The organism is Devosia enhydra, assembly GCF_900119845.1.
In the GTDB taxonomy this organism is placed as follows: domain Bacteria; phylum Pseudomonadota; class Alphaproteobacteria; order Rhizobiales; family Devosiaceae; genus FPKU01.
This window is the reverse complement of record NZ_FPKU01000002.1, coordinates 92,999-111,716: the sequence shown is the minus strand read 5'-3', so window position 1 is coordinate 111,716 and position 18,718 is coordinate 92,999. Positions and strand designations below refer to the sequence as shown.

At 65.7% G+C, this 18,718-nt stretch carries 16 protein-coding genes and 1 tRNA gene; 12 read left to right on the top strand and 5 right to left on the bottom strand.

Translation table 11 applies throughout. The features are described 5' to 3' along the window. Nucleotides 1-65: 65 nt before the first annotated feature. Both BT183_RS09665 and BT183_RS09660 read left to right on the top strand, forming a co-directional pair. Nucleotides 66-2,234, top strand: coding sequence for a Z1 domain-containing protein (locus tag BT183_RS09665; RefSeq protein WP_072342125.1), 2,169 nt, complete (start codon nucleotides 66-68; stop codon nucleotides 2,232-2,234). Continuing rightward, the gene (locus tag BT183_RS09660) at nucleotides 2,231-3,211 is read left to right on the top strand and encodes a PD-(D/E)XK motif protein (RefSeq protein ID WP_072342122.1); all 981 of its coding nucleotides are present in this window, start codon (nucleotides 2,231-2,233) and stop codon (nucleotides 3,209-3,211) included. Before BT183_RS09665 ends, BT183_RS09660 begins: the two co-directional genes overlap by 4 nt. Before the next feature lie 362 nt (nucleotides 3,212-3,573). On the opposite strand, the gene BT183_RS09655 is transcribed toward BT183_RS09660, so the two are convergent. The 5 genes from BT183_RS09655 to BT183_RS09635 all read right to left on the bottom strand — a co-directional run bounded on the left by BT183_RS09655 (nucleotide 3,574) and on the right by BT183_RS09635 (nucleotide 8,022). Further along, nucleotides 3,574-3,663 (bottom strand) — tRNA-Ser (locus BT183_RS09655). A gap of 267 nt (nucleotides 3,664-3,930) precedes the next feature. Further along, nucleotides 3,931-5,505: a hypothetical protein gene (locus BT183_RS09650; RefSeq protein WP_072342119.1), complete on the bottom strand. Its 1,575-nt coding sequence runs from the start codon at nucleotides 5,503-5,505 to the stop codon at nucleotides 3,931-3,933. A gap of 4 nt (nucleotides 5,506-5,509) precedes the next feature. Beyond that, complete coding sequence (locus BT183_RS09645; RefSeq protein ID WP_072342116.1) at nucleotides 5,510-6,472, bottom strand: DUF6384 family protein; 963 nt, start codon at nucleotides 6,470-6,472, stop codon at nucleotides 5,510-5,512. A 12-nt stretch (nucleotides 6,473-6,484) separates the two neighbouring features. Then, nucleotides 6,485-6,781, bottom strand: coding sequence for a putative quinol monooxygenase (locus BT183_RS09640; protein WP_072342113.1), 297 nt, complete (start codon nucleotides 6,779-6,781; stop codon nucleotides 6,485-6,487). Nucleotides 6,782-6,783: 2 nt separating this feature from the next. Continuing rightward, nucleotides 6,784-8,022 (bottom strand): cell surface protein, encoded by a 1,239-nt coding sequence (locus BT183_RS09635; protein WP_244545296.1) that lies wholly within the window; start codon nucleotides 8,020-8,022, stop codon nucleotides 6,784-6,786. A gap of 204 nt (nucleotides 8,023-8,226) precedes the next feature. Here BT183_RS09635 and BT183_RS09630 point away from each other — a divergent pair, with 204 nt between their 5' ends. The 10 genes from BT183_RS09630 to deoC all read left to right on the top strand — a co-directional run bounded on the left by BT183_RS09630 (nucleotide 8,227) and on the right by deoC (nucleotide 18,670). Beyond that, entirely contained in the window at nucleotides 8,227-8,715 is a 489-nt protein-coding gene (locus tag BT183_RS09630) for an SRPBCC family protein (protein WP_072342110.1), read from the top strand. A gap of 51 nt (nucleotides 8,716-8,766) precedes the next feature. Then, entirely contained in the window at nucleotides 8,767-9,981 is a 1,215-nt protein-coding gene (locus BT183_RS09625) for an ABC transporter substrate-binding protein (protein ID WP_342078693.1), read from the top strand. After that, entirely contained in the window at nucleotides 9,951-11,630 is a 1,680-nt protein-coding gene (locus tag BT183_RS09620) for an ABC transporter permease (protein ID WP_072342104.1), read from the top strand. Before BT183_RS09625 ends, BT183_RS09620 begins: the two co-directional genes overlap by 31 nt. Then, the gene (locus BT183_RS09615) at nucleotides 11,627-12,283 is read left to right on the top strand and encodes an ATP-binding cassette domain-containing protein (protein ID WP_072342101.1); all 657 of its coding nucleotides are present in this window, start codon (nucleotides 11,627-11,629) and stop codon (nucleotides 12,281-12,283) included. The genes BT183_RS09620 and BT183_RS09615 overlap by 4 nt, the downstream gene beginning before the upstream one ends. A gap of 145 nt (nucleotides 12,284-12,428) precedes the next feature. Further along, nucleotides 12,429-13,421 (top strand): BMP family lipoprotein, encoded by a 993-nt coding sequence (locus BT183_RS09610; RefSeq protein ID WP_072342098.1) that lies wholly within the window; start codon nucleotides 12,429-12,431, stop codon nucleotides 13,419-13,421. Nucleotides 13,422-13,456: 35 nt separating this feature from the next. Then, nucleotides 13,457-15,022, top strand: a complete 1,566-nt coding sequence (locus BT183_RS09605; RefSeq protein WP_072342095.1) for an ABC transporter ATP-binding protein — start codon at nucleotides 13,457-13,459, stop codon at nucleotides 15,020-15,022. After that, nucleotides 15,022-16,152 (top strand): ABC transporter permease, encoded by a 1,131-nt coding sequence (locus BT183_RS09600; RefSeq protein WP_072342092.1) that lies wholly within the window; start codon nucleotides 15,022-15,024, stop codon nucleotides 16,150-16,152. The genes BT183_RS09605 and BT183_RS09600 overlap by 1 nt, the downstream gene beginning before the upstream one ends. Before the next feature lie 2 nt (nucleotides 16,153-16,154). Beyond that, nucleotides 16,155-17,123: an ABC transporter permease gene (locus BT183_RS09595; RefSeq protein WP_072342089.1), complete on the top strand. Its 969-nt coding sequence runs from the start codon at nucleotides 16,155-16,157 to the stop codon at nucleotides 17,121-17,123. Nucleotides 17,124-17,126: 3 nt separating this feature from the next. After that, nucleotides 17,127-17,549, top strand: a complete 423-nt coding sequence (locus BT183_RS09590; RefSeq protein WP_072342086.1) for a cytidine deaminase — start codon at nucleotides 17,127-17,129, stop codon at nucleotides 17,547-17,549. Between the two features lie 68 nt (nucleotides 17,550-17,617). Next, nucleotides 17,618-18,670: a deoxyribose-phosphate aldolase gene (gene deoC / locus BT183_RS09585; RefSeq protein WP_072342083.1), complete on the top strand. Its 1,053-nt coding sequence runs from the start codon at nucleotides 17,618-17,620 to the stop codon at nucleotides 18,668-18,670. Nucleotides 18,671-18,718: the final 48 nt, after the last annotated feature.

Sequence of the window (18,718 nt, the reverse complement as noted above, 5' to 3'; positions counted from 1 at the left end):
ATGACGCCGCGGCGCCGCGGCCGGCACAAGCAATCCCGCTGCCTGCGACTCCGCCCAATCCGCAGATGAGGTGGGTTCCAGTTCAGGGGGAGGAGGCGACCGGTGTCGTCCGCCGCAGCAACGTTGATGTGGCGTCCCAGGAAAGGCTTATCGCGGACGCAGCCGAGATCCTTGGTCGAGGCGTGAATCCTAGGCAGCCTAACGGCTCAGCAACCGGGCTTGTGGTTGGCAACGTGCAGAGCGGCAAGACCATGTCGTTCACCACCGTCATTGGGCTGGCGCGGGACAACGGTTTCCCGTTGGTCATCGTCATCGCCGGGACGAAGGTTAACCTCCTAAACCAGTCGCACGAGAGACTCGAGAAAGACCTGAACGTCCACGCCGGTGACGGGCTTCCCTCGTGGAAGATGCAAAAGAACATCCAAGCCACCGACGCGCATCACGAGCAGTCCATCAGGCAGGCCATCGAAGCATGGCAGGACAACGAACTCGAGGACGATGAACGGGCAACGCTCATCCTGACCGTACTCAAGCAGCGGCAGCGCCTTCAAAGCCTGACAGACCTGCTCCGTAGGCTGGACCTCCGGCGCGTGCCTGTCCTCGTTATTGATGACGAGGCCGACCAGGCTAGCCTCAACACGCGTGTCCAGCAGGGCGGCGAGAGCGCCACCTACACCAGACTTCGAGAACTCCGGGACGCGTTGCCCTGCCACACCTACCTGCAGTACACCGCCACGCCGCAGGCGCCTCTCCTCATCAACATCGCGGACGTTCTGTCCCCGGATTTCCCCAAGGTGCTCGACCCTGGGGCGGATTACGTTGGCGGCCAAGAGTTCTTCGCTCCCGGCTCTCCCTACATCAGGGACATCCCGCCGCAGGACATCGCCGCGGGAAATGATCCCCCAGATAGTATGCTGGAGGCGGTGCGGGTCTTCTTCGTCGGCCTCGCGGCCAGCCTGATCCGCGACCGGCGACGTCGCTCCATGCTCATTCATCCGTCTCGACTTCGCGCGGACCATAGGCAGGTCGTACAGTGGGTGACCGAGGCAAAGACGACGTGGCTTACTGCGCTCCGCTTGCCGGAAGCAGACCCTGACAGGATTGAACTTGTCGAGGATTTCCGGGCCGCCTACGATCACTTGTCGACGACCGACGCGAACCTTCCTGCGTTTGAGGATGTCCTCGCTAAGCTCCCGAGGTCGCTCCGACAGACCACCATAATTGAGTTCAATACGAACGGTCGTCCGCGAACGCCGGAGATTAACTGGCGAGACGCCGAGGGCTGGATCCTGGTTGGCGGGCAAGCCGTCGACCGAGGCTTCACCGTGGACCTCCTGACGGTCACCTACATGCCCCGTGGCGTCGGAGTGGGGAACGCCGACACGCTGCAGCAGCGGGCGCGCTTTTTCGGATACAAGCGTAAGTATCTTGGCATCTGCCGCATCTGGCTCGAAACGGTCACGCGGTCGGCCTTCGAAGGATACGTGGAGCACGAGAACCTAATGCGGCGGGAACTGAAACGGTTGGAGACAGAACCAAGCGGCCTAAACATGTGGCGTCGCCGGTTTGTCTTGGATGCCGCATTGCAGCCCTGCAGGCGCAACGTCGTTTCCGACGCGTACTTCCGTTCGACGCGCCTAGGAGGATGGACCCAGCAGCGCGGCGCCCTTATCGCAGAGGCGCTTCGAAATGCGAATGCCGAACTTCTCGAAGGTTTCGTACGCGAGTTTGCGTTCGTCGAGGACATCGACACCTACAGATCAGATGAGGAAAGCCAGAAGCATTTCGTAGCCCGGGAGGTCCCGCTTATCCGAGTGATCGATATGCTTTCCGATTACAGGCTTGAAGACCCCCGTGACACAGCCAACTTCACGGGGACGCTCGTCATGCTGGGTGAGGCTCTTCGCCAGGCACCCGATGCGACCGTCGCTGTCTACCGCATGCGGCCTCGAGCGCGAGGAGCTCGCCGTATCGTCTCTGCATCAGGCACCCTTGAGAAGGGGTTCCAGCAAGGCCCGACGCGTCTTGCCGGAGGCGGCTATGCGTACCCGGGCGATACAGTATTCGCCATGAACGACCGGCCGACGATTCAGATCCACCAATTCGATCTGGCGAGATCCGACGGTGGAGCAGTTGAGGCTCGGGCAGCTCCATTGATGGCCATCCGGATTCCAGCGGAACTTGCGCGGGAGTGGCTGGTGCAGCTGCAAGCTGGACAGGATGATGCCACTTGACCGCCCAATTCGTTGACCTGCTTGAACGGTTGGTTCGGCCGGATCAGCCTGGCACGTTCAGCGTCATCCCTGCTCCTTCTCAGCCAACCTACTACGTCGCGCGGGACGACTCCGGTTGTGCGGCACTACTGATCCGGACCTCAGGCGCTTCAAACCGAGTGCCGTTGCTCCTCGCGGGTATCGAGGCGCGCTTTAGCATCGCCTGCCGCATTGAGGAACGTGACCGCGACGTCCGGACAGAGAACCTGACAGTCGTCGCCTGCAGATCGCGCGACCGCGCTGTCGAGCGATACTTTCTCACCACTATGGAATTCCTCGCCTCGGCACTCGGCGCCACTCCAACGGTGGCTGCTGTTGGCGAGATGGTCGACCGAGTGGTGGACCTTTTTCAGCGGCTCGCCAGGCCGCCAAGGAGGCCGCTAATCGGTTTGACTGGCGAGTTGCTCGTAATCCGGGCCGCCGCCGACCCGGCCGCCGCTGTCCGCGCTTGGCGTGTAGACCAAGACGAGCGCTACGATTTCGCTATCGGCGCCCTCCGTCTCGAAGCGAAGGCAACCGCCACGGACCGCCGGGCACATGAGGTCTCGTTCGAGCAGGCTAATCCTCCAGCAGGCACGATGGGAATCCTGGCCTCGTTCATCATCCAGCCGTCCGGAGGCGGTTTCTCGCTGTCAGATCTCGTTTCCGATATCGAGGCACGCATTCAGGTTCATGACCTCATCATTAAGCTTCGCACGGTGGTGGCCGATACACTAGGACGCGACATGCAGACGGCGCTTGGCTGGTCTTTCGACTTGGCGCGCGCAACCTCCTCCGCGCGGGTTTATGACGTGAGCACGATCCCAGCGATCAGGCCGCCACTCCCGGCAGGCGTTTCAGGGGTGCGGTTCCTGGTCGATCTTTCTGGTTGTCGGCAACTCGGCAGAGCGCGGATCGACGCGCTCGCCTCACACGAACGGGCGCTGCTGCCACCGTAAGACCGTCGAAGGTGGCTATGTGGGCGAGCAACCAGTCGAAAGCTAAAAGCTCTCGGCCTCAAACCGCCGTGATTTGCAAGCTGAGGGTGGCTAGGCGTGAGTTCGATGTCTGTCCCATCTTCGCGAATGCCACAGACATCGAAATGCTCAGCTCGCCGTCTAGAAAATTGTTATACATCAGGTGGTTGCAAGCTGAACACCGGAATGTGCCAGTCATGAGGTCCAGAGAATATCGGCCCTGAGAGACCGCTTCCGGCCCTCTTTGCGGCCGGGCCAGTGTTCAGCTCCACCCGCATAACCCTCGAAAACAACGGAAAAATCCGCCCGCAGCCGGATCGGGAGAACGCTTTCGCGGGGGCAAGTGGCGGAGAGAGAGGGATTCGAACCCTCGAGACGGTTACCCGCCTACACACTTTCCAGGCGTGCGCCTTCGACCACTCGGCCATCTCTCCGCACAGCGGCGAGCCGCTGGGAGGGCAGTATCTTGCCCGTGCTCGGCTGCCGTTTACGGCAGTGTGCCGGGGCTGGAATACCCGGCCGAGCGCGGCGCACTATAGCGATCGCAAGCCCCGGTGCAAGCGCAGTTCTCGCTTTCGCGCGCGATTTGCAGGGGTGTTGGGTGACGGGACTGAGGCGGCGTTTTGGGGCGTGCTGCTCACTATCGATGCGCGATACCGCACAGCGTGGCGCGCACTGGAGCAGTCCTTGACGAACAGGGGCTAGAACCCGCCGCCCGTCTTGAAGCCGCCGGACTTGCGCGAGCCGGAACTGCCGGTGCGCGGGCGGGAAAATCCGCCGCCGCTGCTGCTGCCGCCCGATCCGCCGGCCCTGGGCAATCGGCCCCAGCCGCTGCCGAAGCCACCCGTCGTCCCTCCGCTCCTGAGGCCGCCGCCCGAGGAGCGGCCGGCCGCTCCCCCGCCAAAGCTGCTGTCGGGCCAGGCAAAGCCACCACCGGTTCCCTGCCGCGGGGGCAGGCTCGCGGGGGGCGCATCCCGAAAATTATCGAGCCCGCCCTGCCAGTTCTGGCTCTTGCGCCATTGCTCCCAATAGCTGGCGGCGGTGATGCCGCCGCGCAGGAAATCGGTGAGGAGGTCGCCGACCAGCCGGTCCTCTCCGAAACGGGAGCGTGGGTCGTCGAAGCGCGCTTTCTTGAATTCGTACTGGATGTCCTCGAGTTCGCGCCGGCGGGCCGCCAGAACCCGAAGCCGCTCGCGGTCGTCGCGCGATTCGGCCTCTTCCTCGGCGGCACGGGCGCGCGCATCGTCGATCTGCTTGACGATGGTGTCGTCCTCGGTGGTCCGCGTCAGGCGCGCCTGGGCGAGGAGGGTGCGCACCTCTTCGCGCCCGAGGCTCTCGGCCAGCGCCGCCACCGCCTGCGCATAGGCGGGGTCGGCCCCCTGAGCCAGTTCGCGCTGCCCGTTGGCGGCCTCGTCGCGCCGATCTTCGAGCGTGACCATTTCGATATCGATGGCGGCAATGCGCGATTCGGCTGCGGCCAGCGCCGCGCGCGCCGGTCCGCCGCCCGCAGCGTCGACCGCTGCATCCTCGAGGGCCTCGAGGGCCTTGCGTGCCCCTTCGGCCGCCGAGGCCTGCCGCTCGGCATGCTCCCTCAGCCGCAGCGGGATCTCGTTGAGCATGACGAAATTGGGCCGCATGCGATGGAAATCGCAGAGCCGCGCCACCCAGTCATCGAGGAGGCGCGTCAGGTTGCCGGCCTTGTAGGCCGAGGTGCCATAGCCGCGCGCCCAGAGGTAGGCAAAGAGCGGATCCTCGAGATAGGGCTGGCCCTTTTCGGCACGGTCGGTTTCGGCCTGCTCGGTCTTGCGCAGGGCCTCGGCGGCCACATCCGCCTTGTCCTCGGCATCGGCGCGGGCGGCAGCATAGGCGGCATTGCCCGCAAGATCGGCCTGCGCCTTGCGCGAAAGCGTTTCGAGCTGCCCCTGCAACTGCTCCATCTCGGCAAGCCGCTTGCGCCGCTCGCCGGCGAGGGCCGCCACCGCTGCATCGGCCGCCCTGAGATCGGCTTCGGCCTTGCCCAGCGTGTCGGCATGGGCTTTCAGCATGTCGCGCGCCCTGGCCTCGGCCCGGCTGATATCGCCCGCGATCTCGCCCTGGGTGGCCGGATCGAGCCTGATCGTGGCCAATTGGCGCAGGAAATCGGCCTCGGTCTGGCGGATACGCGCGAGGATATCGGCACTGCGCGCCAGGCGCTTGGCGATATCATCCTCTTCGCGGCGAATGTCGCGCAGCGCATCGTCGAGCGAGCGCATGGCTTCGGGGCCCGAAAGGGTCATGACGTTACCATTGCGTTACCGCCCCGCCCAGAACCGGCATGGTGTAGTCGACTTCGAGGAAGCCGAACTGCTTGAGCCCCACCACATTGCGCTGGATGATGCCGTCATTGCGCTTGTCGGCCTCGACCGACCGATAGACCTGCTCGGGGACGCGAACGCCCCACATCGAAACGGTGTCGGTTGCCCCGGTTTCCTCGTTGCGGATGGGAAGGCTCAGGGCCTTGCCGTCGGCGTCGAGCGCCTCGACCGCGAGATAATAATTGGTCGCCTCGGTATTGATCTCGGGAAAGGTCCAGAAGCCCGACTGCACGCCCTCGCGGTTGACGATGGTCAGCGCATATTCCTGGCGCAGCGTGTCGCGCAGCCGCGTGAGGCCCGCGATGGCCCCTTCGGCCCCGGCCCGGTCGCCCTCTGCCGCCGCTGTCTTGCCGCGGGTGCGCAAGGCCTCGGCCTCGGTCACCGCCTGCTGCACCTTGGTATCGATGTAGATGGCCTCGTACAACGCGTCCATCTGGGCCGGCAGGCCTTGGGCAAGCTCGATGCGGGCGGCCTCGACCTGGCTGGCCTGATAGGGCTTCCAGGCGAGGAAATAGCCGCCGAGCCCGACGAGAATGGCAAGGCCGATGGCGGCCAGCGGCGGCCCCCATTTGCCGCGGCGCACATAAAGCCGGGCGAGCGAAACCTGCAGGCTGGGGCGGGGCGGGGTGTAGACGAACCGGCTCTCGGCCAGCGCCTTGACCCCCTCCTTGAGGATGTGGTCGGGCACCGCGATGCCCTGCTGGCCATAGATATCGCGCAGCCGCGCCATCAATTGCTGCTCGCGGGCGGCCGCATCGAGTTCGCGCAGCGCGATATCCTGCTGGTGGCGCAGCGTGTCCACCACGTCCATCGCCATCATGACGTCGTCGAGCGGCGCCTTGGGTGAGGCGGCGCTGCCCGTCTGGGAGGGGGCGGCGATGTCGGTCATCCTTCCGGCTCCTCAGGCGAGACCGGGGGCCGCGACCACGCTCAGCGCCCGCCCGTCCATCCCGGCGATGATCGGCCGGGCCTCGGCTATGGCGGCGCGCACCGCGGGCAGGGCGAGCGAAGCGGCATGATCGGCCTCGTTGTCCCACACTTCGGTCACCAGCACCGCATCGGCATCGGCCGGATCGGTCATGACGAGATAGAGCCGGCAACCGGGCATGGCTGCGGTACCGGCGGAGAGGATCTCCGCCAGCCGGTCGCGATTGCCTGTCGTGGCGAGTATGCGGCCCTGCCGGGCATAGAGCGCCATCGTCAGACCTGCTTGTCCTCTAGCATCAGCGCATTGCCTTCCGCCGCCAGCCGGGCGAGGCGGGCCTTGCCGTCCTCTACCGCGTCGCGGATCTCGGCGGAATTCTTGGTGGAGAGCACGCGCATCTCGTTGATGATGGTGCGCGATTTTTCCTGGAAGCTCACGACGCTGTCGACGAGCTTTTTCACCGCATCGGCGCGGATGGTGGGGCCATAGCCGGCCTTGACCGCCTCTTCGCCCACGCGGTCGCCGATTTCCGAGAGCGTCTCGAGGCTCTTGGACATGCCTTCCTTCATGGCATTGAGCGTCTGGGTCGATTCGTTGAGCCCGAACATGCCGGTGAAGGAGGCCGAGAGCGCCGTAAACACCGTCTCGTTGGTCGAAAAGAACGAGATCGACTGCTGGTAGACGCGCTCCTTGGCGTTGGTGGTCTGCATCAGCCGGGCCATGATGACCTCGGAGGTGGAGTAGGAGATCGTCAGATTGTCCGAGAGGTCCTTGACGATCTGGTAGCGCCGCTCCTCGTTCTGCAGGTCGCGCAGGCGCTCATCGCGGGCCAGTTCGAGGCGCGCACGATCGGCAGCGGCGCCTTCGGTGAAGGCGGCGAGCGCGGACGAAGCCGCCTCGAGGTCGCTCTTGCGGGCGTTGAGCTTTTCCTCGGCCAGGGCGAGCAGTTCGAGCGCCATCACCTCGGCCTGCTTCAGGGCGCCGCGGAAATCGCGATAGGCCTCGAGGATGGTGTGTTCGCGGTCAATCTGGTTCTTGGTCTCCCTGGAGACCTCGAGATAGATGTCGCGGATGCGGTTGAAGCGGGTGGCGATATCGCCCCGGCTGATCTTCATCCAGACGTTCGAGACGCGCTCGCGCAGGTCGAGCCGGCCATCGTCGAGCTGGTCGACCATCCCTTTGGCGTCGTCGCGGATGGAGTTGAAATTGTTGGTGATGTCCTCGTAGCGCTCGCCGATGTTCATCGCCGCGATCTGCGAGCGGACGACTTCGTTGAAGGCGCTGGCCTGGGTGAGCGTGCGGGCGATGAGCACCACGCGCGTCTCGTCTAGCCCGGTGATCTGTTCGAGAAGCCCAGTGATCGGCTGTTCGCCCTGCTGCTCGGGCCAGATGCCCATCTGGCGGATCGCACCCACCGCGCGATCGAGATAGGCGAGCGGCTTGTCGCCAAACGTCGCGGGGGTGGCGGTCGTGATGGCGGCGGCGGTGGCTGGCGTGGTCGGTTCGGCGGTCATGAGTTCCCCGTCTCCTGCGGCGATTGAGCCGCGATGATTCCCCCCTGGCTTGGGCAACACAATGTCGCGACCGGCCCCAGGCGCTGGTTTTGCAGATATTGGTGCCAAAAAGACGCAGGTAAAGGGTCGATCTCCCACGCAATTGTACCGAGCCGCGGCGACGGCTAGGTTTGCGCCTGATTTATCCATGAAACGGAACTGACCATGCAGTTTGGCGGCCATTATCTGCTGGGGGCACCTCGCGCTGCGGTCTGGTCGGCCCTCAACGATGCCGAGGTGCTGAGGCGCACCATCCCCGGCTGCAAATCCATCGCCTGGACCGGTCCGGATGCGCTGGCGCTCGACATCCAGGTCAATCTGGGGCTCCTTAAACCTGTGTTCTCGGGCGATCTCACGCTCTCGAATGTCGAGCCGGCCGTGAGCTACCGGCTCTCGGGGCGGGGACGCGGCGGGCTCATGGGGCTTGCCGAGGGAGCAGCGGACATCGTGCTCACGGATGCCGAGGGCGGCACCCGCCTCGATTTCACCGCCACCGGGGGTGCATCGGGCCAGATCATGAAGCTCGGGCGCGGCCTCATCGGCCATTCGGCCCAGAAGGTCATCGATGGCTTCTTCCAGCGATTCGCCGAGGCGATGGGCACCTCGCTCGTCGTTGCCGCACCGGCTGAGACCGGGACATCCGACCCGGCTTGACCCGGTCGAGCGGCGCCGCCACTCTGCCGCGTGGGCAATCGGAGAGCGATGATGAGATCTGTGCTGGCGGCGCTTTGCCTGCTCGTGGCGACCCTTGCGCCGGTGCTGGCCAGTGACCACAGGGGCGCCGAATGGGAAGCGATGCTGGCCAAGGCGCGCGGGCAGACCGTCTATCTGCATGCCTGGGGCGGCGCCCCCGAGATCAATGCCTATCTCGAATGGGCTGGCGAGCAGGTGTTCAACCGGTTCGGCATTCGCCTCGAGCATGTGCGTATCTCCGATGCCGCCGATTCGGTGGCGCGCATCCAGGCCGAAAAGGCCGCGGGCCGGACGGTTGGCGGCGCCGTCGACCTCATCTGGATCAATGGCGAGAATTTTGCCGCCATGAAGCGTGATGGCCTGTTGCGGGCCGATGCCTGGGCCGAGACGCTGCCCAATCGGGCCTTTACCGATGCCGAGGCCCGACCCATCCTGCTGTTCGATTTCACCGTGCTCGTAGAGGGGCAGGAAAGCCCGTGGGGGCTGGCGCAGTTCACGCTCTATCATGACAGCGCCACACTCGCCGAACCGCCCCGAAGCCTCGAGGCGCTGGCCAGCTGGATCGCGGCCAATCCGGGTCGCTTCACCTATGCCGCCCCACCCAATTTCATCGGCACGACATTCCTCAAGCAGGTGCTGCTGGGCCTCGTGGCCGACCCCGCGATACTCTCAAAGCCGGTCGGCGATGCCGATTTCGCGGCTGTATCCGCCCCGCTCTGGGCCTGGCTCGACCGTGTCCGGCCCGATCTCTGGCGATCCGGGCGGGTCTTTGCCACGGACACGACGCACCTGCGCACGCTTTTGAGTGATGGCGAGATCGACATCGCCATGAGCTTCAACCCCGCCGAGGCCTCGGCGGCCATCGCCAGCGGCGACCTTCCGGGGACGGTGCGCAGCTTCGTGCTCGATTACGGCAGCCTGGGCAACGCGCATTTCCTCGCCATTCCCTTCAACGCCAATGCGGCCGAGGCGGCGATGGTGGTTGCCGATTTCCTGCTCTCTCCGGAGGCGCAGGCCCGCAAGGCCGACGAGGCGGTGTGGGGCGACCCGACCGTGCTCGACTATCAGAGCCTCAACAGCGAAGGGCAGGCGCTGTTCGACAGCCTCAGCTTCGGGCCGGCGACCCTGCCTATCCTCGAGCGTGGCGAAGTGCTGCCCGAGCCACACCCCTCCTGGACCGAGGCGCTCGAGCAGGAGTGGCAGCGGCGCTACGCGGCCGGCGGCTGAGGCTCGTGCCCGTTCTTGCCGCGCTGGCGCTGGCCTGGCCAGCCCTTGCAGGGCTCGCCGGACTGGGCTGGACGCTTGTTTCAGCCACGACCGAGGCGGCGGGAGGAGGACCTGGCGGCTTTGACCGGCTTGCTGCCGAACCGGGGCTGGGCTTGTCGATCTGGGTCTCGTTGTGGACCGGGCCGGCTGCTGCTGCGCTCTCGCTTGCCATCGTGGCCACCATCATGGCTGCGGCCCCGCAGGGCCGAAGCTTGCGGTGGATTGCTGGCCTTATGGCGCCGGCCATGGCCATTCCCCACGCCGCCGCGGGGTTCGCGCTCGCCTTCCTCATCGCGCCATCGGGGTTTCTCATCCGCCTGACAGGCAGTTTCGAGCGCCCGCCAGACTGGCTCATCCTCAACGATCCGGCCGGGCTGAGCCTCCTTGCCGGCCTCGTGCTGAAAGAAGTGCCCTTTCTCCTGCTGATGGCCATCGCCATCCTGCCGCAGGCCAATCCGGAGCGCATGATGCAGGCCGCCATCGCGCTCGGTCATAGGCCGGGCTGGGCCTTCCTTGCCGCGGTCTTTCCCGGCATCTATCGCCGCATCCGCCTGCCGGTCTATGCGGTGGTCGCCTTTTCGGGCTCGGTCGTGGATCTGGCGATCATCCTGGGCCCCGGCACCCCGGCGCCGCTCGCGCCGCGCGTTCTGGGCTGGCTCACCGATCCGGACCTCTCGCGTCAGGGCATCGGGGCGGCTGGCGCTTTGCTGCATCTGCTGGTCACGCTTGCAAGCCTTCTCCTCTGGCGCATCGGCGAAGTGATCGTCGCCGCTTTCGGGCGAACGCTCCTGTCGAGGGGATGGCGGGGGCCGCCTGACCGGCTCGTCAGGGGTGCGGGGCTGGGGCTGGCCGGCCTTGTCACCGTAGGCTTGCTCGGCGGTCTGGTGGTGCTCGGATTGTGGTCGGTCGCCGGACCCTGGCGCTTTCCCGATCCGCTTCCGCAGGGCCTGACGCTCGATCGCTGGGCCGAGCAGGCCGGCCGGTTGGCCGGGCTCGGCGCCACCAGCCTGTGGCTGGCGCTGGGCAGTGCCGCTGTGTCGCTGATCCTCGCGATCCTGCTGCTGGCTCGCCCGCGCGCGGCGCGCCTGCGCATGCTGATCCTCATCCCCGGTCTCATCGTGCCGCAGATCGCCTTTCTGGGCGGGCTGGCTGTGCTGATGCTGCGGCTCGGCTGGGACGGGACGCTCATCTCGGTCATCGCCGTGCATGTGATCTTCGTGCTGCCCTACATGGTCTTTGCGCTGGCCGGACCGTGGCAGCGGCTCGATCCGCGCCATGAGCAGGTGGCGCTTGCACTCGGCAAGAGCCCGGCTGCCGCGTTCTGGCGCGTGCGCCTGCCGATGCTGGCCGTGCCCCTTGCCTTTGCCTTCGCACTGGGCTGCGCCATTTCGCTCAGCCAATATCTGCCCACCCTGCTGATCGGAGGCGGACGGGTCGCTACGCTCACAACCGAGGCCGTGGCGCTGGCATCGGGCGGCGACCGTCGCCTCATCGGCATCTATGCACTGGCCCAGACTCTGCTGCCCGCGCTGCTTCTTGGCCTCGCGCTTCTCGGCCCCGCCGCTCTTTTTCGCAACCGTCGTGGGCTTCTCGGGGGAGGGGAAGCATGAACGGTACGGGCAGTGGCCTGCGCATCGAGGGGCTTGTGGTCACGCTTTCGGGCGCCCCGCTTGTCGGGCTTGATGCCCGCATCGCGCCCGGCGAGGTGCTGACCCTGATGGGACCTTCCGGGGTCGGCAAATCCTCCCTGCTGCTGGCCATGGCCGGGTTTCTCCAGCCTCCCCTTGCCACAACCGGGCGGGTGATGGTGGGCGATCTCGATCTCATGGGCGAGCGGGCCGAGACGCGGCGGCTTGGCCTCGTCTTCCAGGATGCGCTGCTGTTTCCCCATCTTTCGGTGGGCGGCAACATCGCCTTCGGCATGGCGCCCGGCGGGGGCAGGAAAGACCGGCACGCCCGCGTCGAAGCGCTGCTCGATCGTGCCGGGCTCCCGGGCTTTTCGAGACGCGACCCGGCGACGCTTTCGGGTGGCGAAAGGGCTCGGGTCGCGCTGTTGCGGGCGGTTGCTGCCGGGCCCCGGGCACTACTCCTCGACGAGCCGTTTTCCCGGCTCGACCCGGCGCGCAGGGCCGATATCCGCGCCTTCACCTTCGGCCTTGCCGCCGAGCGTGGGCTGCCTACGCTGCTGGTGACGCACGACATGGCCGACGCCGAGGCGGCCGCAGGACCGGTCACCCATCTCGACGGCTTCCGGAAATTTTGACCAGACGTTCAAAGTTAACGCCAATTCCCTCTTGCGGGGCGGACATTTGCACGATTGTATCGAGGGCTAACGCAGGGTCCGAGGCCTCCGTGACCCGGAGGCGGCCATTACGCGCTGGCCCCTCGCGAAACAGGGAGACTGCTCGATGAATTTCTCAATTCTTTCCCGCCTGTCCGCCGGGGCCGCGCTGGGCCTGCTGATGACGGGAACGGCGCTGGCCGATCCGGGTCTGATCTATGATCTGGGCGGCAAGTTCGACAAATCCTTCAACGAGGCCGCCTATAACGGCGCTGAGCGCTGGAAGGCCGCGACCGGTGGCAATTATCTCGATTTCGAGATCACCGATGGCGCCCAGCGTGAGCAGGCGCTGCGCCGCATGGTCTCCCAGGGCGCCAACCCGATCGTGGTGATGAGCTTCAACTGGGGCTCGGTGCTGCCGGTCCTGGCCGACGAATATCCGGACGTGAAGTTCGTCGTGATCGATTCCGTCGTCGAAAAGCCCAATGTGCGCTCGGTGGTGTTCGACGAGCATACCGGCTCGTTCCTTGTTGGCGCGCTCGCGGCCCTCAAGTCCGAAACCGGCAAGTATGGCTTTGTGGGCGGCATGGATGTTCCGCTGATCCACAAGTTCTATTGCGGCTATGCCCAGGGCGTTAAAGCCGTGCGCGCCGATGCCGAAGTCTACGAGAACTATACCGGCACCACTCCGGATGCCTGGAACAACCCCACCGTGGCCGGCGAACTCGCCAAGGCGGCCTATGATCGCGGTGCGGAAGTCGTGTTCGCCGCAGCCGGCGGCTCGGGTCTCGGCGTCATCCAGGCGGCGCAGGACAACAACAAGTTCGCCATCGGCGTCGACAGCAACCAGAACCACATCGCGCCGGGCTTTGTGCTGACTTCGATGGAAAAGCGCGTCGACGTCGCTGTCGAGACGGCCTTCACCGACGGGCCGGACCTCGAAACCGGTCTGCAGGTTCTCGGTCTGGCCGAGAATGGCGTTGGTTATTCCGTCGATGACAACAACCGCTCGCTGCTGACCGACGAAATGATCGCCCAGGTCGAGGACTACAAGGCCAAGATCATCGCCGGCGAGATCACGGTGCACAACTACGAGACCGATAGCCAGTGCCCGCTCTGACCGCCTAGACGGCGATGGCTGAGCACTCATCTCAGATGCAGCGGCCCTCCGGGGCCGCTGCTGCCAATCCCCCGGCCATCGAGCTCAAGGGGATCAACAAGCATTTCGGTCCGGTGCATGCCAATCGCGACATCGACCTCGTTGTCGAGCGCGGCACGGTGCATGGCATCGTGGGGGAGAACGGCGCCGGCAAATCGACGCTGATGTCGATCCTCTACGGCTTTTACACCGCCGACAGCGGGGATATCCTCGTCAACGGCCTGGTGCAGAAGATCACCGACTCCCGCCACGCGCTGGGGCTGGGGATCGGCATGGTGCACCAGCACTTCATGCTGGTCGATAATTTTACTGTCCTCGAGAACGTCATCCTGGGCGCCGAAGGCCGGTTCCGCATCGCGCCGGCGCTGCACAAGGCGCGCGCCGCGCTCAAGGCGCTGGCGGCCGAGTACAAGCTCGATGTCGACCCCGACGCGATCATCGAGGAGATCTCGGTGGGCCAGCAGCAGCGGGTGGAAATCCTGAAGGCGCTGTATCGTGGCGCAGATATCCTCATTCTCGACGAGCCCACCGGGGTTCTGACCCCGGAAGAGGCCGACGATTTGTTCCGCGTGCTGCGCACGCTGCGCGAGCAGGGCAAGACGGTGATCCTGATCACCCATAAGCTCAGGGAAATCATGGCGATAACCGACAATGTCTCGGTCATGCGCCAGGGCGCGATGGTGAGGACGCTCAAGACCGCCGACACTTCGCCCGGCGAACTGGCCGAGCTGATGGTGGGCCGGCGGGTGCTGCTGCAGGTGGAAAAGCAGCCCTCCCTGCCCGGCAAGCCGATGCTGGAAGTGAAAAAACTGACCGTGAACGACGATCGTAAGGTCGCGCGGGTCAAGGATATTTCTCTCACCGTCAGGGCCGGGGAAATCGTCGGCATCGCGGGGGTGGCGGGCAATGGCCAGTCCGAGCTGCTCGAATGCATCGCCGGGATGCGGGACCCGGTTTCAGGCGAGATCCGGCTGGCGGGCGACAAGATTTCGCTCCGCGGCGACGATGGCGGCCGCAAGGCGCGGCTTGCCGGGCTCGCCCATGTGCCCGAGGATCGCCAGCGCATGGGGCTGGTGACGAGCTTCGAGGCTTGGGAAAATTCCATCCTGGGCTATGAATATACTGAACAATTCGGCCGTGGGCCGTTTCTCGACATCAAGGCCGCGCGAGCCCATGCCGAGGAGCGGATCAAGACCTTCGACGTCCGCCCGCCCAACCCGCGGCTCAAGACGGCGAACTTCTCGGGGGGCAACCAGCAGAAGATCGTGCTGGCCCGCGAGCTCGGGCAGGACCCCGACGTGCTGATCGTCGGACAACCGACGCGCGGCGTGGACATCGGGGCCATCGAGTTCATCCACAAGCAGATTATCGCCATGCGCGATGCCGGAAAGGCGATCCTGTTGGTTTCTGTCGAACTCGATGAAATACGGTCGCTTTCAGACCGGATTCTCGTGATGTTCGATGGACGCATAGTGGGCGAGGCCGACCCCGCCAAAGCCACCGAGAACGAGCTCGGCCTGATGATGGCCGGCATCGCCGCGACGGGCGGGGAGACACGCTGATGGGTGGCACGAGTTCCATTCCGCGCTGGGCCGACATCGTCCTACTGCCGCTGCTCAATCTCATCCTCGCCTTCCTGATCTCGGGCCTCGTGGTGCTGATGATCGGGGAGAACCCGCTGATGGCCTATTACGCCATCTTCTACGGGGCCTTCGGCAGCGGCGACGGGCTGGGCTACACGCTCTATTATGCCACCAACTTCGTCTTCACCGGCCTTGCCGTGGCGATCGCGGCGCATGCCGGGCTCTTCAATATCGGGGCCGAGGGGCAGGCTTATGTCGCCGGGCTCGGGGCGATCCTCGTGGCGCTGGCGCTCGACCAGACAAGCGTCTTCCTCGTGGTGCCGCTCGCGATCCTGGGGGCTGCAGCCTTCGGGGGCATGTGGGCGGCGATACCGGGCTGGCTGCAGGCCAAGCGCGGCAGCCACATCGTCATCACCACCATCATGTTCAACTTCATCGCCTCGGCGGCGATGATCTATGTGCTCAACCGGTTCCTCAAGCCCGCCGGCAGCAACGGGCTCGAATCCCGGGTGCTCGACCAGACGGCCTGGATGCCGCAATTGCGGCTGTTCATGCCCGGCTTCGGCTTCTCGCCGGTGAACCTTTCCATCGTGCTGGCGCTGCTGCTGCTCGTCGGCTTCTACATCCTCGTCTGGCACACCAAGTTCGGCTTTGCGCTGCGCACCATGGGCAAGAACCCGCTGGCCTCGCGCTATGCGGGGATGAGCAATGTCAAGCTCATCGTCATCACCATGGCCATCTCGGGCGGGCTCGCGGGCATGATGGCAATCAACCAGGTGCTGGGGCTCAACCACCGGCTGGTGGAGAATTTCGTTGCCGGCGCGGGCTTTGTCGGCATCGCCGTGGCGCTGATGGGCCGCAACCATCCGGTGGGCATAGCGCTCGCGGCGCTGCTGTTCGGGGTGCTCTACCAGGGCGGCTCGGAGATGCAGTTCGTGATGCCCAACGTCAACAAGGAAGTCGTCTCGGTGGTGCAGGCGCTGGTGATCCTCTTCACCGGGGCGATGGAAGGGCTGTTCCGCCCGAGCCTCGAACGGCTCTTTGCCGGCTGGGGCGGCAGCGGCAAGGCCGAGGCCATTGCCCGCACCACCGCCGGAAGCGAGAGCTGAGCATGGATTGGCCGACGATCATCTCCATCCTTGCCGCCACGCTGCGCTTTGCCACGCCGCTGCTGCTCGCCTGCCTTGCCGGGCTCTATTCGGAACGGGCCGGCGTCTTCGATATCGGGCTCGAAGGCAAGATGCTGTTCGCCGCCTTCTTTGCGGCGGCGGTGGCGGCGGTGACCGGTAATATGTGGCTGGGGCTGCTCGCCGGGCTGGGCGCCTCGCTCTCGACCGCCATGGTGCAGGGCGTGGCCGCCATCACCCTAAAGGGCAACCAGATCATCGCAGGCGTCGCCATCAACATGCTGGCGGTGGGGCTGACGACCTTTCTGGGTCAGAGCTGGTTCCGCCAGGGCGGGCGCACCCCGCCTCTGCCGCAGGGCGGGCGCTTCCTGCCCATCCAGCTGCCCTTTGCTGCCGAGATCGGCCAGATTCCCTATATCGGGCCGCTTTATGCCAATGTGCTCTCGGGCCATTCGATCTTCGTCTACCTGGCCTTTCTCGCCGTGCCGATCACCGCCTATGTGCTCTATCGCACCCGCTTCGGGCTGCGGCTCCGGGCCGTGGGCGAGAACCCCAAGGCGGTGGACACGGCGGGCATCGCCGTCAACCTGATGCGCTACAAGGCGGTGGTGGTGACGGGGCTGCTCTGCGGGCTGGCCGGCGCCTATTTCTCCATCGCCCAGGGCTCCGGCTTCGGCAACAACATGACGGCGGGCAAGGGCTATATCGCGCTGGCCGCGCTGATCTTTGCCAAATGGAAGCCCTATCCGGCGATGTTCGCCTGCCTGTTGTTCGGCTTCCTCGATGCCCTGCAGATCCGCCTCCAGGGCGTGGCGATGCCGGTGATCGGCCAGGTGCCGGTGCAGGCCATTCAGGCGCTGCCCTATGTGCTGACGGTGATCCTGCTCGCGGGCTTCATCGGCAAGGCCGTGGGCCCCAAGGCGGGCGGCGTGCCCTATACCAAGGAGCGCTGAGCCATGGCCTCGCTGACCGACATGGATGCCCGCCTCTTTGCCGCCGCCGAGGCGATCCGCCAGAAGGCCTATGCGCCCTATTCGAATTTTGCGGTGGGCGCGGCGATCCTCGCCGATGACGGGCAGATCTATGCCGGCTGCAATATCGAGAACGCCGCCTATCCGCAGGGCAATTGCGCCGAGACCTCGGCGATCGCCGCGATGATCGCCGGCGGCGCGCGGCGCATCGCGCGGATCTATGTGACGGGCCCCGGCGCCATGCCGGTGACCCCCTGCGGAGGCTGCCGGCAGCGCATCCGCGAATTCGCCGACCCCGAAACCGTGATCATCTCGCATGGGGTGGAGGGCGATCCGCTGGCCCTAAGCCTCGGGGAGCTGCTGCCCCATTCCTTCGGCCCGGATTTCCTCACCCCCCGGGCCTCGTAAAAACCGCCGCATTTCGGGCGGAAAGCAAAAGTCGTGACGGGGACAAGCCGCCGTCCGAGGAGGGCCAAATGAATCTGAGGGTCGTCGACCAGCCCAAGCCGGCCGCGCCGAAAGACGGCGCCGCCCCGGACGATGCCGTGCAGAAGGCTGCTGCGCCTGATGGCACGCAGGGCCATAAGCGCAATCCGGGCTTTCCGCTCGATCTCGACTGGGTGGGGCAGGTGCGCGTCAACCGCTCGGCGCTCGAGCGCCGCGCCGGCAGCATCGGGGCGCGCCGCACGGTCAAGAAGGATTACCAGCTCGCCTGGCTGTTGAAGGCCATCACGCTCATCGACCTGACGACGCTCAATTCCGATGATACGCCGGGCCGCGTGGAACGGCTCTGCGCCAAGGCGCGGCATCCCTTGCGGCAGGATATCGTGGAACGGCTCGGGGTGGGTGACCTGCGCATCCTGCCGGGCGCGGTCTGCGTCTACCATGCCTTCGTGAAGACGGCGGTCGAAGCTCTGGACGGCACCGGCATTCCGGTGGCGGCGGTATCGACCGCCTTTCCGCATGGCCTCGCGCCGCTCGATACCCGCCTCAGGGAAATCGAGGCCTCGGTGAAGGATGGAGCCAGGGAGATCGACATCGTCATCGAGCGCGGCATGGTGCTGACGCAGGACTGGCAGGGCCTCTACGACCAGATGAAGGCCTTCCGCGCCGCCTGTGGCGAGGCCCATATCAAGGCCATTCTGGGCACCGGCGAACTCGCGACCCAGACCAATGTGGCCAAGGCGTCGCTGGTCTGCATGCTGGCGGGCGCCGATTTCATCAAGACTTCGACCGGCAAGGAAAAGGTCAACGCCACGCTGCCGACTTCGCTCGCCATGATCCGCATGATCCGCTGGTTCCACGAGGAGACGGGCATCGAGATCGGCTACAAGCCGGCCGGCGGCATCTCCTCGGCCAAGACGGCGCTCGACTACATGGCGCTGATGAAGGAGGAGCTCGGCACGCACTGGCTCGAGCCGCATCTCTTCCGCTTCGGCGCCTCATCGCTTCTCACCGACATCGAACGGCAGCTGGAGCATGGGCTGACGGGCCACTACGCCGCGGACTATCGGATGCCGATGGTGTGACGTTCCCGCCCTCGTGGCTGGACCGGAAGATGTGACGCCTGCCGCACC

What these genes read in the sequence shown, in the direction of transcription:
- BT183_RS09665 (WP_072342125.1), top strand. Translation starts at nt 66, where the DNA reads ATGAGGTGGGTTCCAGTTCAGGGGGAGGAGGCGACCGGTGTCGTCCGC.
- BT183_RS09650 (WP_072342119.1), bottom strand. Translation starts at nt 5,505, where the DNA reads ATGACCCTTTCGGGCCCCGAAGCCATGCGCTCGCTCGACGATGCGCTG.
- BT183_RS09645 (WP_072342116.1), bottom strand. Translation starts at nt 6,472, where the DNA reads ATGACCGACATCGCCGCCCCCTCCCAGACGGGCAGCGCCGCCTCACCC.
- BT183_RS09640 (WP_072342113.1), bottom strand. Translation starts at nt 6,781, where the DNA reads ATGGCGCTCTATGCCCGGCAGGGCCGCATACTCGCCACGACAGGCAAT.
- BT183_RS09635 (WP_244545296.1), bottom strand. Translation starts at nt 8,022, where the DNA reads ATGACCGCCGAACCGACCACGCCAGCCACCGCCGCCGCCATCACGACC.
- BT183_RS09630 (WP_072342110.1), top strand. Translation starts at nt 8,227, where the DNA reads ATGCAGTTTGGCGGCCATTATCTGCTGGGGGCACCTCGCGCTGCGGTC.
- BT183_RS09625 (WP_342078693.1), top strand. Translation starts at nt 8,767, where the DNA reads ATGAGATCTGTGCTGGCGGCGCTTTGCCTGCTCGTGGCGACCCTTGCG.
- BT183_RS09615 (WP_072342101.1), top strand. Translation starts at nt 11,627, where the DNA reads ATGAACGGTACGGGCAGTGGCCTGCGCATCGAGGGGCTTGTGGTCACG.
- BT183_RS09610 (WP_072342098.1), top strand. Translation starts at nt 12,429, where the DNA reads ATGAATTTCTCAATTCTTTCCCGCCTGTCCGCCGGGGCCGCGCTGGGC.
- BT183_RS09605 (WP_072342095.1), top strand. Translation starts at nt 13,457, where the DNA reads ATGCAGCGGCCCTCCGGGGCCGCTGCTGCCAATCCCCCGGCCATCGAG.
- BT183_RS09600 (WP_072342092.1), top strand. Translation starts at nt 15,022, where the DNA reads ATGGGTGGCACGAGTTCCATTCCGCGCTGGGCCGACATCGTCCTACTG.
- BT183_RS09595 (WP_072342089.1), top strand. Translation starts at nt 16,155, where the DNA reads ATGGATTGGCCGACGATCATCTCCATCCTTGCCGCCACGCTGCGCTTT.
- BT183_RS09590 (WP_072342086.1), top strand. Translation starts at nt 17,127, where the DNA reads ATGGCCTCGCTGACCGACATGGATGCCCGCCTCTTTGCCGCCGCCGAG.
- deoC (WP_072342083.1), top strand. Translation starts at nt 17,618, where the DNA reads ATGAATCTGAGGGTCGTCGACCAGCCCAAGCCGGCCGCGCCGAAAGAC.